Source organism: Pseudodonghicola flavimaris, assembly GCF_030164425.1.
In the GTDB taxonomy this organism is placed as follows: Bacteria; Pseudomonadota; Alphaproteobacteria; order Rhodobacterales; family Rhodobacteraceae; genus Pseudodonghicola; species Pseudodonghicola flavimaris.
Genome location: NZ_JASNJD010000001.1, coordinates 113,503 through 128,163 on the forward strand (window position 1 = coordinate 113,503; position 14,661 = coordinate 128,163).

Annotated in this window: 12 protein-coding genes; 8 read left to right on the forward strand and 4 right to left on the reverse strand. The window is 66.2% G+C overall.

What is annotated here, in order from left to right; all coding sequences use genetic code 11:
• Positions 1-3: 3 nt before the first annotated feature.
• Positions 4-2,556 carry an aminopeptidase N gene (gene pepN / locus QO033_RS00555; RefSeq protein ID WP_284478964.1) on the reverse strand — a complete coding sequence of 851 codons (2,553 nt, stop codon included), beginning with the start codon at positions 2,554-2,556 and terminating at the stop codon, positions 4-6.
• Positions 2,557-2,772: 216 nt separating this feature from the next.
• On the opposite strand from pepN, the gene QO033_RS00560 reads away from it, so the two are divergent.
• From QO033_RS00560 to QO033_RS00575, 4 genes are all read left to right on the forward strand, one after another.
• The gene (locus QO033_RS00560; protein ID WP_284478965.1) at positions 2,773-4,926 is read left to right on the forward strand and encodes a malate synthase G; all 2,154 of its coding nucleotides are present in this window, start codon (positions 2,773-2,775) and stop codon (positions 4,924-4,926) included.
• A 174-nt stretch (positions 4,927-5,100) separates the two neighbouring features.
• Positions 5,101-5,526, forward strand: a complete 426-nt coding sequence (locus tag QO033_RS00565; RefSeq protein ID WP_284478966.1) for a GlcG/HbpS family heme-binding protein — start codon at positions 5,101-5,103, stop codon at positions 5,524-5,526.
• A gap of 121 nt (positions 5,527-5,647) precedes the next feature.
• On the forward strand, positions 5,648-6,427 hold the full coding sequence (locus QO033_RS00570; protein ID WP_284478967.1) for a gamma-glutamyl-gamma-aminobutyrate hydrolase family protein: 780 nt from the start codon (positions 5,648-5,650) through the stop codon (positions 6,425-6,427).
• 32 nt (positions 6,428-6,459) lie between these two features.
• Complete coding sequence (locus tag QO033_RS00575) at positions 6,460-6,993, forward strand: flavodoxin domain-containing protein (protein WP_284478968.1); 534 nt, start codon at positions 6,460-6,462, stop codon at positions 6,991-6,993.
• Between the two features lie 14 nt (positions 6,994-7,007).
• Here QO033_RS00575 and QO033_RS00580 read toward each other — a convergent pair whose 3' ends face one another.
• Both QO033_RS00580 and QO033_RS00585 read right to left on the reverse strand, forming a co-directional pair.
• Positions 7,008-9,248, reverse strand: coding sequence for a xanthine dehydrogenase family protein molybdopterin-binding subunit (locus tag QO033_RS00580; protein WP_284478969.1), 2,241 nt, complete (start codon positions 9,246-9,248; stop codon positions 7,008-7,010).
• A gap of 4 nt (positions 9,249-9,252) precedes the next feature.
• Complete coding sequence (locus QO033_RS00585) at positions 9,253-9,717, reverse strand: (2Fe-2S)-binding protein (protein ID WP_284478970.1); 465 nt, start codon at positions 9,715-9,717, stop codon at positions 9,253-9,255.
• A gap of 100 nt (positions 9,718-9,817) precedes the next feature.
• On the opposite strand from QO033_RS00585, the gene QO033_RS00590 reads away from it, so the two are divergent.
• Positions 9,818-10,396, forward strand: a complete 579-nt coding sequence (locus QO033_RS00590) for a TetR/AcrR family transcriptional regulator (RefSeq protein ID WP_284478971.1) — start codon at positions 9,818-9,820, stop codon at positions 10,394-10,396.
• Positions 10,397-10,494: 98 nt separating this feature from the next.
• On the opposite strand, the gene QO033_RS00595 is transcribed toward QO033_RS00590, so the two are convergent.
• On the reverse strand, positions 10,495-11,247 hold the full coding sequence (locus tag QO033_RS00595; RefSeq protein ID WP_284478972.1) for an SDR family NAD(P)-dependent oxidoreductase: 753 nt from the start codon (positions 11,245-11,247) through the stop codon (positions 10,495-10,497).
• A 196-nt stretch (positions 11,248-11,443) separates the two neighbouring features.
• Between QO033_RS00595 and QO033_RS00600 the strand changes: the two genes are divergently transcribed.
• From QO033_RS00600 to QO033_RS00610, 3 genes are all read left to right on the forward strand, one after another.
• The gene (locus QO033_RS00600; RefSeq protein ID WP_284478973.1) at positions 11,444-12,430 is read left to right on the forward strand and encodes an MBL fold metallo-hydrolase; all 987 of its coding nucleotides are present in this window, start codon (positions 11,444-11,446) and stop codon (positions 12,428-12,430) included.
• 74 nt (positions 12,431-12,504) lie between these two features.
• A complete protein-coding gene (locus tag QO033_RS00605; RefSeq protein WP_284478974.1) occupies positions 12,505-12,954 on the forward strand; it encodes a methyltransferase family protein in 450 nt (149 codons plus the stop codon).
• A 130-nt stretch (positions 12,955-13,084) separates the two neighbouring features.
• On the forward strand, positions 13,085-14,656 hold the full coding sequence (locus QO033_RS00610) for a Re/Si-specific NAD(P)(+) transhydrogenase subunit alpha (RefSeq protein ID WP_284478975.1): 1,572 nt from the start codon (positions 13,085-13,087) through the stop codon (positions 14,654-14,656).
• The last annotated feature ends 5 nt before the right edge of the window (positions 14,657-14,661 follow it).

The window sequence follows — 14,661 nt, forward strand, 5'->3', positions numbered from 1 at the left end:
GGCTCAGGCTCCCCGGATGCGGCCGATCATCTCGGCGGTGTCGCGCGACAGATCGGGGGTGGCGGCGATCCGCTCCAGCTCTGCCCCGATCAGAGTCTGGCGATCGGAGTCATAGCGTTTCCAGGTCTGGAAGGCCGAACACATGCGCGCCGTGGTCTGCGGGTTCACCGGGTCGAGCCGGATCAGCCAGTCGGCCAGAAGGCGATAGGCGCCGCCGCCCGCGGCATGGAAGCCCGCGTGATGCCCGGCCAGCGCCCCGAACAGCGCCCGGAACCGGTTCGGGTTCTTCCAGTTGAAATCGGGGTGTTCGGTCAGGGCGGTGGCGGTGGCGGCCACTTGCTCTGGCGCGGCCTCGGAAATCTGCAGCATGAACCACTTGTCGATCACCAGCCGGTCGGACTTCCACTGATCGTAGAAGGCGGCCAGTTCGGCATGACCCTTGCCCGCCTGCAGCAGGCAGGCCAGTGCCGAAAGCTGCAGCGTCATGTTGTCGGCGGCGGCATATTGCGCCGCCGCTACCGCGCCGTCGTCCTGACGGGTGATCAGCCGCAGCAACGCGGCACCAAGCGCGCGCTTGCCCGATTGCTCTGCATCCGGGGCATAGGCGCCGTCGATCCGGCAGCTGTCGTAAAGCGGCATCATCAGATCGCCAAGCGCGACGGCCTGTGCCGCACGCAGCCGCTCCGCCGCCTGCCAGAGCGCGTCGGGATCCGGTGTCTGTCCGGCCTCGGCCAGCGCCCCGGCCAGTTCGGACTGCCCCGGCAGCCCCAGCATCAGCGCGCGATAGGCCGGATCGAGCGTGTCGTCGCGCAGCAGCTGCACCAGACCGTCGAGGTAATCGGCATCGGGCGCGGCGTCTTCGGTCGCCATCTTCAGCAGGCTGTCACGGGCCAGGCTGCGGCCGGCCTCCCAGCGGTTGAAGGGGTCGGTGTCATGCGCCAGCAGAAAGGCGCGTTCGGCGCTGCTGGTCTCGCGCTCCAGGATCACAGGCGCAGAGAAGCCGCGCAGGATCGAGGGCACCGGTTTCGCCGCCAGCCCGTCGAAGCGGAAGCTCTGCTGTGCTTCCGTCATCTCCAGCACCTTGGTTTCCAGCACCTCGTCGCCATTGGGGCCGATCAGCCCCACCGCGATGGGCAGCACCTGCGGCAGTTTCTCCGGCTGGCCGGGGGTGGGCAGGGTGGTCTGTTCGAAATGCAGCGTATAGCTGCCGTCGGCCCAGTCCTCGGTCACCTTGAGGCGCGGCGTGCCCGATTGCGCATACCAGCGCTTGAACTGGCTGAGATCGCGGCCGGTAACGTCTTCGAAGACCTTCAGCCAGTCCTCGATGGTGCAGGCCTCGCCGTCATGACGCGCGAAATAGAGATCGAGCGCCTCGGCATAGGCGGCATCGCCCACCAGCCGTTTCAGCATGCCGATGACCTCGGCACCTTTCTCATAGACGGTGGCTGTATAGAAGTTGTTGATTTCCTGGAAACTCTCGGGGCGCACCGGATGCGACAGCGGGCCGTTGTCCTCGGGGAACTGGCGGGCGCGCAGGTCGATCACATCGTGGATGCGCTTCACCGGGGCGGAGCGCATGTCGGAAGTGAACTGACTGTCGCGATAGACCGTCAGCCCCTCCTTCAGGCAGAGCTGGAACCAGTCGCGGCAGGTGATCCGGTTGCCGGTCCAGTTGTGGAAATACTCATGCGCGATGATCGCCTCGATCCGTTCGAAGTTCATGTCGGTCGAAGTGTCGGGAGAGGCGAGCACGCAGGAGGAGTTGAAGATGTTCAGCCCCTTGTTCTCCATCGCGCCCATGTTGAAGTCGTCCACAGCGACGATGTTGAACACCTTCAGGTCGTATTCGCGGCCATAGGTGTCCTCGTCCCACTTCATCGACTTCTTCAGTGCCTCCATGCCGAAGGCGGTCTTGTGTTCGTCGCCGGGCCGCACCCAGAGGTTCAGCGCCACCTCCTTGCCGGAGACGGTTTCGAAACTGTCGGAGGTGGCGACCAGATCGCCGGCGACCAGCGCGAAGAGGTAGGCGGGCTTGGGCCAGGGATCGTGCCACTCGGCCCAGCCGTCGCCCTTACCCTTGGGGTTGCCGTTCGACAGCAGCACCGGCAGCGTCCCGTTGATGCGCACGGTGAAGACCGACATCACGTCGGGGCGGTCGGGGTAATAGGTGATCTTGCGAAAGCCCTCGGCCTCGCATTGGGTGCAATACATGCCGTTCGACATATAGAGCCCTTCGAGCGCGGTGTTGCCGGCCGGGTCGATCTCCACCACTGCCTCCCAGACGAAGGGGGCATCGGGGGCCTCGGCGGTCAGCCCCTCGGGGGTGACCTCTGGCGTAATCTCGTTGCCGTCGATGCGGGCGCTGATCAGCTTCAGTTTTTCGCCATGCAGGAAGAATTCTCGATCCTCGGCCTCCGGGTTGGGGCGAAAGGCGATCCGGCTGGTCACCCGGGTGGCATGGGGCGAGAGATCGAAGGTCAGGTCGACGGAGTCGACCAGATAGCCGAAGGGCTTGTAATCCTTGAGGTAAATGGTTTTCGGCTCGGCGTCGCGCATGGCACTTCCTCTGTCATATCTTGGCGCCGACGTTAGGCAATGGACCCCGGCGCCGCAAGCGGTGCCGCCTGAGCGGGCCGATTTCGCGGCTTCGGCTTGAAACTGCTTTGCGAAAAATCGGTCAAATCGACTGACCACTTTTGTTGCCGATAGGAAACTTTCGACGTAGACCGTGAACAGACCCCCGGGGGACGTCAGCAGGAGGACCGTTTGACAATGACACGGAGAGTGGAGCGGCAGGGGCTGCAGGTGGCCGCGGAGCTGGCCGAATTCATCGAAGACCGGGCGCTGCCTGGCACCGGGGTCGGGGCGGACCAGTTCTGGCAGGGGCTGGCCGGAATGGTGGCGGACCTCGGGCCGAAGAACCGCGCCTTTCTCGACCGGCGGGAAGAACTGCAGGGCCGGATCGACGCCTGGCACCAGGCCCGTCGCGGCCAGCCGCATGACGCCGAGGCCTATGCCAGTTTCCTGCGCGAGATCGGCTATCTGCTGCCCGAGGGGGAGAGCTTTCAGATCGACACCGCCGGGGTGGACCCGGAGATCGCCCTGCTTCCGGGGCCGCAGCTGGTGGTGCCGATCACCAATGCGCGCTTTGCGCTGAACGCGGCCAACGCGCGCTGGGGCTCGCTCTACGATGCGCTCTACGGCACCGATGCGCTGGGCGATCTGCCGGCGGCGGGGGGATACGATCCGGCGCGGGGCGCCCGGGTGGTGACCTGGGCCAAGGCGCATCTGGACAAGGCGTTGCCGCTGACGGGCGGCAGCTGGGCCGATGTCACCGGGCTGGATCAGGACCAGGGCGGCGCAATCTTCGCCAGCGCCCAGGGGCCGCTGCGGTTGCAGAGACCGGCGCAATACGAGGGCCGCAGCGCCGCGGGCGACGAATATCTGTTCTCCTGCCACGGTCTGCATATCCGCGTCGTGATCGACCCGGAAACGCCGGTGGGCCGCGATGATCCCGCCGGGATCAGCGATGTGATCCTGGAAGCCGCCGTCTCCACCATCATGGATTGCGAGGACAGCGTCGCCGCCGTCGATGCCGAGGATAAGGTGCTGGCCTATTCCAACTGGCTCGGTCTGATGAAGGGCGACCTGAAGGAAAGCGTGACCAAGGCGGGCCGCACCTTCGACCGGGTGCTGGCGCCGGATCTGGAATTTCTCGCCCCCAACGGCACCCCGATCCGGCTGAAGGGCCGGTCGCTGATGCTGGTGCGCAACGTCGGCCATTTGATGACCAACCCGGCGGTGCTGGATGATGCGGGCGGTGAAATTCCCGAGGGGCTGATGGACGCGCTGGTCACCACGATGATCGCCATGCACGATCTGCACAAGCCCAGCGGCAATTCGGTGCATGGCTCCGTCTATGTGGTGAAGCCGAAGATGCACGGGCCGGAGGAAGTCGCCTTCGCGGTGGAGATCTTCGATCGGGTGGAGGATATCCTCGGGCTGCCGCGCAACACCGTCAAGCTCGGTATCATGGACGAGGAACGGCGCACCAGCGTCAACCTCAAGGCCTGTATTCGGGCGGCGAAATCGCGGGTCGCCTTTATCAATACCGGTTTCCTCGATCGCACCGGCGACGAGATTCACACCAGCATGGAAGCCGGGCCGATGTTGCCCAAGGGAGAGATGAAATCGACCCCCTGGATCGCCTCTTACGAGGATCGCAACGTTGATATCGGGCTGGCTTGCGGGTTGCAGGGCAAGGCGCAGATCGGCAAGGGCATGTGGGCGATGCCCGACAGGATGGCCGATATGCTGACCGCCAAGATCGGCCACCCGCAGGCCGGGGCCAACTGCGCCTGGGTGCCCTCTCCGACAGCGGCGACGCTGCACGCGACGCATTATCACCTGGTCGACGTTTTCGCGCGGCAGAGCGAGATTGCCGCCGGCGGCAGCCGCGGCACGCTGGGCAACCTGCTGACCATCCCGGTGATGGAGGGCCGCAACCTGAGCGCCGAGGAGATCGCCCGCGAGATCGAGAATAACGCCCAGGGCATCCTCGGCTATGTGGTGCGCTGGATCGATCAGGGGGTGGGTTGTTCCAAGGTGCCCGATATCCACGATATCGGACTGATGGAGGATCGCGCCACCTGCCGGATTTCCAGCCAGGCGCTGGCCAACTGGCTGCATCACGGGGTGATCGGCGAGGATCAGGTGATGCAGGCGATGCACAAGATGGCCGCGGTGGTCGATCGCCAGAATGCCGGCGATCCTGCCTATGTGCCGATGGCGCCGGGCTGCGACGGCATCGCCTTTCAGGCCGCCTGCGATCTGGTGTTCAAGGGAAGGGTGCAGCCTTCGGGCTATACCGAACCGGTCTTGCACCGGCGCCGGCTGGAGCTGAAGGCGCGTCGCAACCGCGGCTAGCGCACAGCAGGGGAGGGGGCTGTCTGCCCCCTCTTGGCCTTGCGGCCAGTTCACCCCCGAGGATATTTCGGGCCAGAAAAAGACAGCTGAAATCACAACCCCCCGATGGCGGCGTGAGGCCTGCGGCCGGCGGGCAAGGGGCCCCGACAGGGACCCAAACGGAGAGGAGCTTTCATGGGACTTTCACTGGAACAGGCGCGCGGCATCATTCAGGCCGCGCTGGCGGCGGGACGGGCGCGCGACATGCGGCCCCTGTCGGTGGCGGTGTTGGACGCCGGCGGCCATCCCATCGCCTTCGAGCGCGAGGACGGCGCGCCTCCGGGCCGCTTCGCGATTGCTCAGGGCAAGGCCTTCGGGGCGGCGATGACCGGCATGGGCGGACGCAAGCAGATGTCGCGGGCCGAGGCGCAACCCTATTTCATGGCGGCGTTGAACGGGGTCTATGGTGGCCAGATGGTGCCGGTGCCGGGCGGCGTGCTGGTGCGCGACGAGACCGGCGCGATCATCGGCGCGGTGGGGGTGACCGGGGATACCTCGGACAACGACGCGGCGGTGGCGCTGGCGGGCATCGCCGCGGTGGGGCTGGTCGGCGAGGACTGAGGCCGGCGCCCATTTCTTGTGCATCAGGGCACATCCCGTCCGGTCACCGTGCGGTGGCGGGGTGTTGCCGCGCGGCGGGGCGGTCTATATCTTCTCCGGCAAGCACACGGAGACATCTTTCATGGCCCGCCCGGTTGTCGGCATCATCAGCAATTCCTTCCTGATCAATGACAGCTATCCGGCGCATGCCGGCGGAACGATGAACTCCGAGGCGATCGCCTATGTCTCCGACTGCGCGCCGATGCTGGTGCCGGCCGATCCGCGGCTCTGCCCGGTGGAGGAGTTGCTGGAGATTTGCGACGGCTTCTTGCTGACCGGTGGCCGGCCCAATGTGCATCCCGAGGAATATGGCGAGGAAGAGACCCCCGCGCATGGCACCTTCGACCGGTTGCGCGATGCGGTGGCCCTGCCGCTGGTGCGTGCCTGTGTCGAACGCGGCCAGCCGGTGATGGGCATCTGCCGCGGTTTCCAGGAGGTCAATGTCGCCATGGGCGGGTCGCTGTATCCGGAGATCCGCGATCTGCCGGGGCGGATGAACCACCGGATGCCGCCGGAGGGGACGCTGGAAGAGAAATTCGCCCTGCGCCACCGGGTGCGGCTGCTGGAAGGCGGCGTGTTCCACCGGCTGATGGGCGCGCCCGAGGTGATGACCAATACCCTGCACGGGCAGGGCATCAAGCATCCGGGCGACCGTATCGTGATCGAGGGTTGGGCGCCGGACGGCACGCCGGAGGCGATTCGCGTCAAGGATGCGCCGGGCTTCACCCTGTCGGTGCAATGGCACCCTGAATGGGATGCGGCCAATGACCCGGTGTCGCGGCCGCTGTTCCAGGCCTTCGGGCAGGCAGTGCATGACTGGGCGGCGCAGAAACAGGCGCTACCCCTGAAATGCAGCGCCTGAGCCGCGCGCGCTGCCGCGGCTGAGCCCGGGTGATGCGGGTTCTGATCTGCTATGCCAGCACCGAGGGGCAGACGCGCAAGATCTGCCGGTTCTGCGCCGAGCAGCTGATCGCCCATGGACATAGTGTGGAAATGCTGCCGGTGGCGGAGGCGGGGGAGATCGCGCTGGCCCCGTTCGATGCGGCGATCCTGGCCGGGTCGGTGCATCTGGGCCGGCTGCAGGCGCCGCTGTCTGCGTTCGCTGCCGATCATGCGCTGGCGCTGAACCGGCTGCCGACGCTGTTCCTGGTGGTCTCTCTCGCCATCGCCTCGGGCGAGGCGGAGGACCGGGCGGAACTGGACCGGATCGCGGCGGAGTTCTGCGCCGGCGGCGGCTGGCGGCCGGGGCGGATCCTGCATGTCGCCGGGGCGTTCAGGTTCTCAGAATACGATGTGTTCCGGTCACTGGCGATGCGGTGGATCGCGCGCCGTCGCGGCCAGCAGGTGGATCCGCATCAGGACCGCGAATATACCGACTGGCCGGCGCTGGCCGAGGCGCTGGCAGAGTGGGCCGGCCCGGGCGCCTGAGGCGGGGGCTTGGATCAGATCTTCAGCGGGAAATCATGCATCAGCGGCAGCCGGCGGGGGCGGGTGCCGGTAAGGTCGAAGAGCGCGTTGCCGAGCGCGGCCATCGCCGGTGGCGTGCCGGGCTCTCCCGCGCCGGCGATATGGGGCTGGTTTTCCAGGATGCGCAGGCTGACCTCGGGCATGGTGGAGATGCGCAGGGCCTCGTAATCGGGGAAGTTCAGCTGATCGGCGGCGCCATCGGTGAAGGTGATCTCCTCGAAACAGGCGGCGGAGAGCCCATAGGCCAGGGCGCCGGTGAATTGCTGTTCCAGATTGCCGGGGTCGAGCGCGGTGCCGACATCGGCGGCGATCCAGGCCCGGGGGATGGAGACTTCGCCATCCGCTTCGGCGACCTCGATCACCGTGGCGCAGGGGACGCCGAAGCAATAGCAGAAGCCGACGCCGCGACCGGTGTTCGCCGCCCGGGGGCCGTCCCAGCCGGAGAGATCGCGTACCGCCTCCAGCACCTGGCGGGCCGGGGCATAGGTATCGCCCATCGCAGCAAGCCGGAAGGCCAGCGGATCGGCCTTGGCGGCATGGGCCAGTTCGTCGAGGAACCAGTCGAAGGCGACGCCGTTGAACGAGGCCCCGACCGAGCGCCAGAAGCCCACCGGCAGGTCGAGATCGGCCAGATAGCCGCGGATGCGGTAATTCGGGATCGCATAGGGCTGGTTATAGGCGCCGTCGACGGTGCTCTTGTCCGGGCCGGCGATCGGCAGACCCAGCCAGCGGCCCATCGCCTGCGGCGTCGCGCCCTGGGCGGCGATCTGCCCGTCGATCATCACGGCGCGGCCGTCCTTGACCCCGCCGCGATAGCGGGCGATGGCGCCGGGGCGGTAATAATCGTGGCTCATGTCCTCTTCGCGGCTCCAGGTCAGCTGGACCGGGGTGTCGGCGATCTCGCGGGCGACGCGGGCGGCATAGACCGAGAAATCGGGCTCTGCCCGCCGGCCGAAGCCGCCGCCCATCAGGGTTGTGTGCAGTTCCACCGCCTCGGGCTTCAGCCCGACCGCCTGCGCGCAGGCGTTGCGGATGATCAGCGGCAGCTGGTTGCCGCTCCAGATCTCCAGCTTGATGCCGGAATAGAGCGCGGTGGCATTCATCGGCTCCATCGTGGCATGGGCCAGATAGGGCAGGTGGTATTCGGCGCTGATCTCTTCCGTGCCGAGCGGCGGGGCGCTGACATCGCCGTCGTCGCGCAGGGTGGAATTGGCGCGCCCGTCGAAGGCCTCGGCGATCTTGCCGAAGATGGCCTCCGGCGTCGCGGGATGCGGCGCGCCGCCCCATTCGACCTCCACCGCGTCGGCGGCCTGCATCGCCAGCCAGGTGTTTGAGGCGACCACGGCGAAGCCATCGTCGAGGTTGATCACCCGGTCGACCCCGGGCATGGCGCGGGCGGCGCTGTCGTCGAAGCGGATCATGCGGCCGCCCAGATGCGGATTGCGGCGCAGGGCGGCGAATTTCATCCCCGGCCGCCGCACGTCGATGCTGAAGGTGGCGGTGCCGGTGATCTTGGCCAGCATGTCGACGCGGGGCTGGGTCCGGCCCAGCAGCCGCCAGTCCGATTTCGGCCTGAGCGGCGCCTCGATCGGATCGAGCCCTGCGGCAGCGACCGCCAGATCGGTATAGGCCAGGCGGCTGCCGTCCGGGGCGATCACCGCGCCGGCCTCGGTCCGAAGCCTGGCGCGGTCGATCTGTAGCCGTTCGGCGGCGGCCTGTTTCAGCGTTTCCCGGGCGCTGGCGCCGGCGGCGCGCATGCGGTCATAGCCGTCGGGCACCGAGGTGGAGCCGCCGGTGATCTGCAGGTCCAGAAGCTTGCCGATCTTGCCCAGCTGTTCCCCCAGGGCATGCGCCATGTCGGAGCGGTCATAGCCCTTGTCCGGCAGCGCCTCGGCCAGCACGACGCTGTTGTAATAGGCGGCGGCCGGCGGTCCGTGCAACACCCGCACCTGATCGAGCGCGACATCCAGCTCCTCGGCGATCAGCGCCGCCCAGGTGGTGTGAATGCCCTGGCCCATTTCCGCCTTGGGGGCGATCAGGGTGATGCCATCGGGGTTGATCAGCACGAAGGGATTGAGCGTGGCGCCGCCCTCGGCCGGGTCCAGCGGATTGGGCGCCGGGCGGGAGACGGCATAGACGCCGAACGCGACACCGCCGACCAGCGCGACGGAGCCGATCAGGAAACTGCGGCGGGTGATTTTGCCAAGACGCGACATCGGCTCAACCCTCCTTGATCATCTGGGCGGCGCTGTGAATGGCAGCGCGGATCCGGGGGTAGGTGCCGCAGCGGCAGAGATTGCCCTGCATCGCCTCGTCGATCTCTGCATCGGTCGGCGCCGGAGTGGTCTCCAGCAGCGCGGCGGCCTGCATGATCTGGCCGGACTGGCAATAGCCGCATTGCGCCACCTGGTGATCCTGCCAGGCCTGTTGCAGCGCCGAGAGCGCGCCAGGCCGGCCGAGCCCTTCGATAGTGGTGACCGCGCCCCAGACATCCGCCAGCGCGACCTGGCAGCTGCGCACCGCCTCGCCGTCGATCTGTACGGTGCAGGCGCCGCAGGCGGCGACGCCGCAGCCGTATTTGGTGCCGGTCAGCCCCAGTTCGTCGCGCAACACCCACAGCAGGGGCACGTCGCCTGGCAAATCGACATCGTGGCGGGTTCCGTTGACGGTCACTGTGGTTGGCATGGGAGGCTCCCCCGGCTGCGGCGCTGACTTTGTGACAAAATGGGTATTTACTGTCAGTCTGTCAATTGACAATTTTGTCAACTTCTGTCAAATCGTCCGCATGAGTGAGTCAGACTTCGATCCCCGGCAGGCGGCGATTCTGCTGTCGGCGCAACAGGCCTTTGCGACCTATGGGTTCCGCAAGACCTCGATGGACGATATTGCCCGCGGGGCAGGGATGTCGCGCCCGGCGCTTTATCTGCACTACCGCAACAAGGACGACATCTATCGCGCCCTTGTGGAATATTATTATGCCCATGCGGTTCAGGAGGTGGCGGCGGCGCTGGAGGGCGAGGGCAGTGTCAGCGATCTGCTCGCCGCGGCCTTCGAGGCGCAGGGCGGCGAGGTCGCGCGCATCATGCTGACATCGCCGCACGGGATGGAAATCCTCGATGCCGGGACCGATACCGCCGGCGATCTGGTCAAGGCCGGCGAGGGACGGCTGAGCGTGGTCTATGCGCTCTGGCTCAGCCGCGCCGCAGAGGCGGGGCAGGTGCGGCTGACCGGCCCGGCGGAAGAGGTGGCGGTGATGCTGACCACCGTGCTCAAGGGCATCAAATGCGTGGTGCCGGATTACCCGACCTATCGGGCGCGGGTGGCGCAATTCGCCGCCCTCGCCGGGGCCGGGCTGACCGCATAGCGATCAGGCCCTGAGGCAGGGGCGCCGTGCCGGCGCCCGTGACCCCGGAGTGAACTCACTGAGCTGACTGGCATCACGGGCCTCAGGGGCCGCGCGGCTCAAATCTGGCCGCCGGCGATCTCGATACACTGGCCGTTGATGCTCTGCGATCCGGGGCCGACCAGCCACATCGCCGCGGCGGCGACCTCTTCGGGTTCGATCAGCCGTTTGTGGCGGTTCTCCTCCACCATCATCGCGCGGGCCTGTTCGGCGCTGAGCCCGGTTCGCTGGGCGATGGTTTCGGTGTTGCGGGTCACGATCGGCGTGTCGACATAGCCCGGGCAGATGGCGTTGAAGGTCAGGGCGCTGCCCATGAAATCCTCTGACAGCGATCGGGTCAGACCGATCAGCCCGTGCTTCGAGGCAGAGTAGCCCGCCGCGCCCTTGAGACCGTGCAGCCCGGCGATCGAGGCGATGGTGATCACCCGGCCCCAGCCGCTGGCAACCATGCCGGGCAGGCATTCGCGGATGGTCAGAAAGGCACCGTCCAGATTGGTGGCCATGATATTGCGCCACATCTCCAGAGAGGTCTTTTGCAGCGCGCGCCCCTCGGCGATGCCGGCATTGGCGACGCAGATCTGCACCGGCCCGCGCGCCTCGGTGGCGGCGGCGATCTTGGTCACCACGTCGTCCTCGTCCCGCACATCCATCGCCAGCCCGGTCATATTGACGCCGGCGACCGCGTCCAGCACCTCCTGCCGGCGACCGGTGATGGTGACCTGGGCGCCGGCCGCAGCCAATGCCTCGGCAATGGCCAGACCGATGCCGGTGCCGCCACCGGTCACCAGCGCGTGTTTTCCTGCGACTGTCATGAAACTCCCCCGTTCGTATCCCGTGTCTGTCGTCACGCCAGGCGCCCCTCATGTCGCCTGTCTCCTCGCGGCTCACCCTATCGGCCGGCGCCGGGCAGGCAAGCGCGCCGTCCCGTCACTTTACTTACCCATTCATGACTGCGAATGTGTTCGCGGCCCCGGGGAGGGCCGGAGACCGGAGGGTCAGGGAGGAACCATGATCAACGTCATCACCGCGCGCATCGGGCGCCACCATATCGCAGCCGCGTCGATCGGTCTTGCGGCGTTTTGCGCCGGGCCGGTCGGGGCCAGCGAGGATATCGCCGATCAATATCCGCAATCGGAACTCTATTCGAAACCGGTGGAGGTGATCCCGCATGTCTTCTCCGCCATCGGGGCGACGGCGCCGCCGACCTATGAGAACGCCGGGCACAACAACAACCTCTCCTTCATTGTCACCGACGAGGGCGTGGTGGTGATCAACGCCGGCGCCTCCGCCCGGTTGGCCGCGGCGCTGCATGAGGAGATTCGGCGCGTCACCGATCAGCCGGTGGTTCTGGTCATCAACGAGAACGGCCAGGGCCATGCGATGCTGGGCAACAGCTATTGGCGCGATCAGGGGGTCGATATCCTCGCCCATGTCGATGCGGTGGCCGAGACCGAGGAGAACGGCGATTTCATCCTGCAGGGGATGCAGCGCTACAATCGCGACAAGGCGGAAGGCACCCGGGTGGAACATGCCAATCTGACCTTCGAGGAGGGCTATGACCTCAGCCTCGGTGGGGTGGAGATCAAGGTGCTGCATCTGGGGCCGGCGCATGATCCGGGCGATCTGCAGGTCTGGATCCCGGCGTGGGAGATCATGATCACCGGCGATATCGCCTTTCACGAACGGATGCTGCCGATCTTCGAGGACACCTGCACCAGCTGCTGGCTGGAAACCTGGACCGAGAAGCTGGAGCCGTTGGCGCCGACCTATGTGATCCCGGGGCACGGGCATCCGACGAATTTCGCCCAGGTGCGGCGCTATACCCACGATTATCTGGTGGACCTGCGCGAAAAGATAGGCGCACATATCGAAGAGGGCGGCGATCTGGCCGGGGCCTATTATGTGGACCAGTCCAGATGGGCGCATCTGGATACATTCGAGGAACTGGCGACGAAGAACGCAGGCCGCGTTTTCGCCGAGATGGAGTGGGAATGACCCAAATTTCTTCGAAGAAATTTGCCGAGATTTTTGGGAAAAATCTCGCAGCCTTCCCGGTGCGGGGCTGAGCCATGCGACGGATCGATCTGCCGCCGCTGTGGTTGCTGGGGAGCGCCCTGCTGGCCTGGGCGCAGGGCCGTTACCTGTCGCTGGGGCTGAGCTTCGGCGGCGATTGGGCGCAGTTCCTCGGCGGGCTTCTGGTCGGGGCGGGTCTGCTGCTGATGCTGCTGGCGGTCTACGAGCTGCGCCGCCAGCGCACCACCGTCATGCCGCATCGGGTGCCGGACCGGCTGGTGCAATCGGGCATCTACAGCCGCAGCCGCAACCCGATCTATCTGGGCGATGTGCTGGTGTTGGGCGGCCTGATCCTGCGCTTCGACGCGGTTCTGGCACTGCCTTTGCTACCTATTCTGACCTGGGTGCTGGAGCGCCGCTTCATCGTTCCGGAAGAAGATCGCATGCGACGCAAATATCGCGCGGATTTCGCGCGTTACGAACAGAAGGTACGCAGATGGGTGTAGCTCATATGTATCATTTGACGCAGGCCCCGCTTGCTGCGCTTGCGAAATTTTGTTGCGCGGGATAGGTGAGTAATTTGCAAACTGTACCGAATTTCGTCCGGACCACGGGCGTCAGAGGGGGAATGAATAGGTGAAGATAGGGACACCGAAGGAAATCTACGACGGCGAAGCGCGCGTCGCGATGACGCCTGATTCTGCGCTGCAGCTGCAGAAACTCGGGTATGACTGCGCCATCGAAACCGGCGCCGGTGCGGCGGCCGGGTTTTCGGATGCCGCCTATGAGGCCGCTGGGGTCGAGATCGTCAAGACCGCTGCCGCCCTGTGGAAAGAGGCCGACATCATCGCCAAGGTGCGTCAGCCGAACGACACCGAGCTGAAGCGGCTGACCCAGGACAAGACTCTGATCTCGTTCTTCAATCCCGGCGGGAACGAAGAGGGGCTGGAGCTGGCCAAATCGAAGGGCGCCGCGGTCATCGCCATGGAAATGGTGCCGCGGATCAGTCGCGCCCAGAAGATGGACGCGCTGAGCTCGATGGCCAACATCGCCGGCTATCGCGCGGTGATCGAGGCGGGCAACAACTTCGGCCGTTTCTTCACCGGTCAGGTGACGGCCGCGGGCAAGGTGCCCCCCGCCAAGGTGCTGATCGTCGGCGCCGGCGTCGCGGGTCTGGCCGCGATCGGCACCGCGACCTCGCTGGGGGCGATCACTTACGCCTTCGACGTGCGGCCGGAAGTGGCCGAACAGGTCGAATCGATGGGCGCCGAGTTCGTCTATCTCGATTTCGAGGAAGAGCAGCAGGACGGCGCCGCCACCGGCGGCTATGCCAGCGTCTCCAGCCCCGAGTTCCGCGAAGCCCAGCTGGCCAAGTTCCGCGAATTGGCGCCGGAGGTGGACATCGTGATCACCACCGCGCTGATCCCGAACCGCGAGGCCCCCGAGCTCTGGACCGAGGACATGGTGCAGGCGATGAAACCGGGATCGGTGATCGTCGACCTCGCCGCCGAGAAGGGCGGCAACTGCAAGCTGACCGTCAAGGACGAGAAGATCGTCACCGACAACGGTGTCACCATCATCGGCTACACCGATTTCCCCAGCCGGATGGCGGCGCAGGCCTCGACGCTCTATGCCACCAACATCCGTCACATGATGACCGATCTGACGCCCGAGAAGGACGGAAAGATCGTGCACAACATGGAAGACGACGTGATCCGGGGCGCCACCGTCACCTTCGAGGGCGAAATCACCTTCCCGCCGCCGCCGCCGAAAGTGGCTGCCATCGCGGCGCAGAAGAAGGAAAAACCGAAGGAACTGACGCCGGAGGAAATCCGGGCGCAGGAAGTCGCCGCCTTCAAGGCGCAGACCAAGACCCAGGTGAGCCTGCTGGTGATCGGTGCGGTGCTGCTGCTGGGCGTCGGCCTGGTGGCTCCGGCCAGCTTTATGCAGCACTTCATCGTCTTCGTGCTGGCCGTCTTCGTCGGCTTCCAGGTGATCTGGAACGTCAGCCATTCGCTGCACACGCCGCTGATGGCCGTGACCAACGCGATCTCGTCGATCATCATTCTGGGCGCCCTGATGCAGATCGGCTCTGGCTCCTGGCTCGTGATCCTGCTCGCCGCGCTGTCGGTCTTCATGGCCGGCATCAACATCTTCGGCGGCTTCCTCGTGACCCGGCGCATGCTCGCCATGTTCCAGAAATCGTAAGGAGT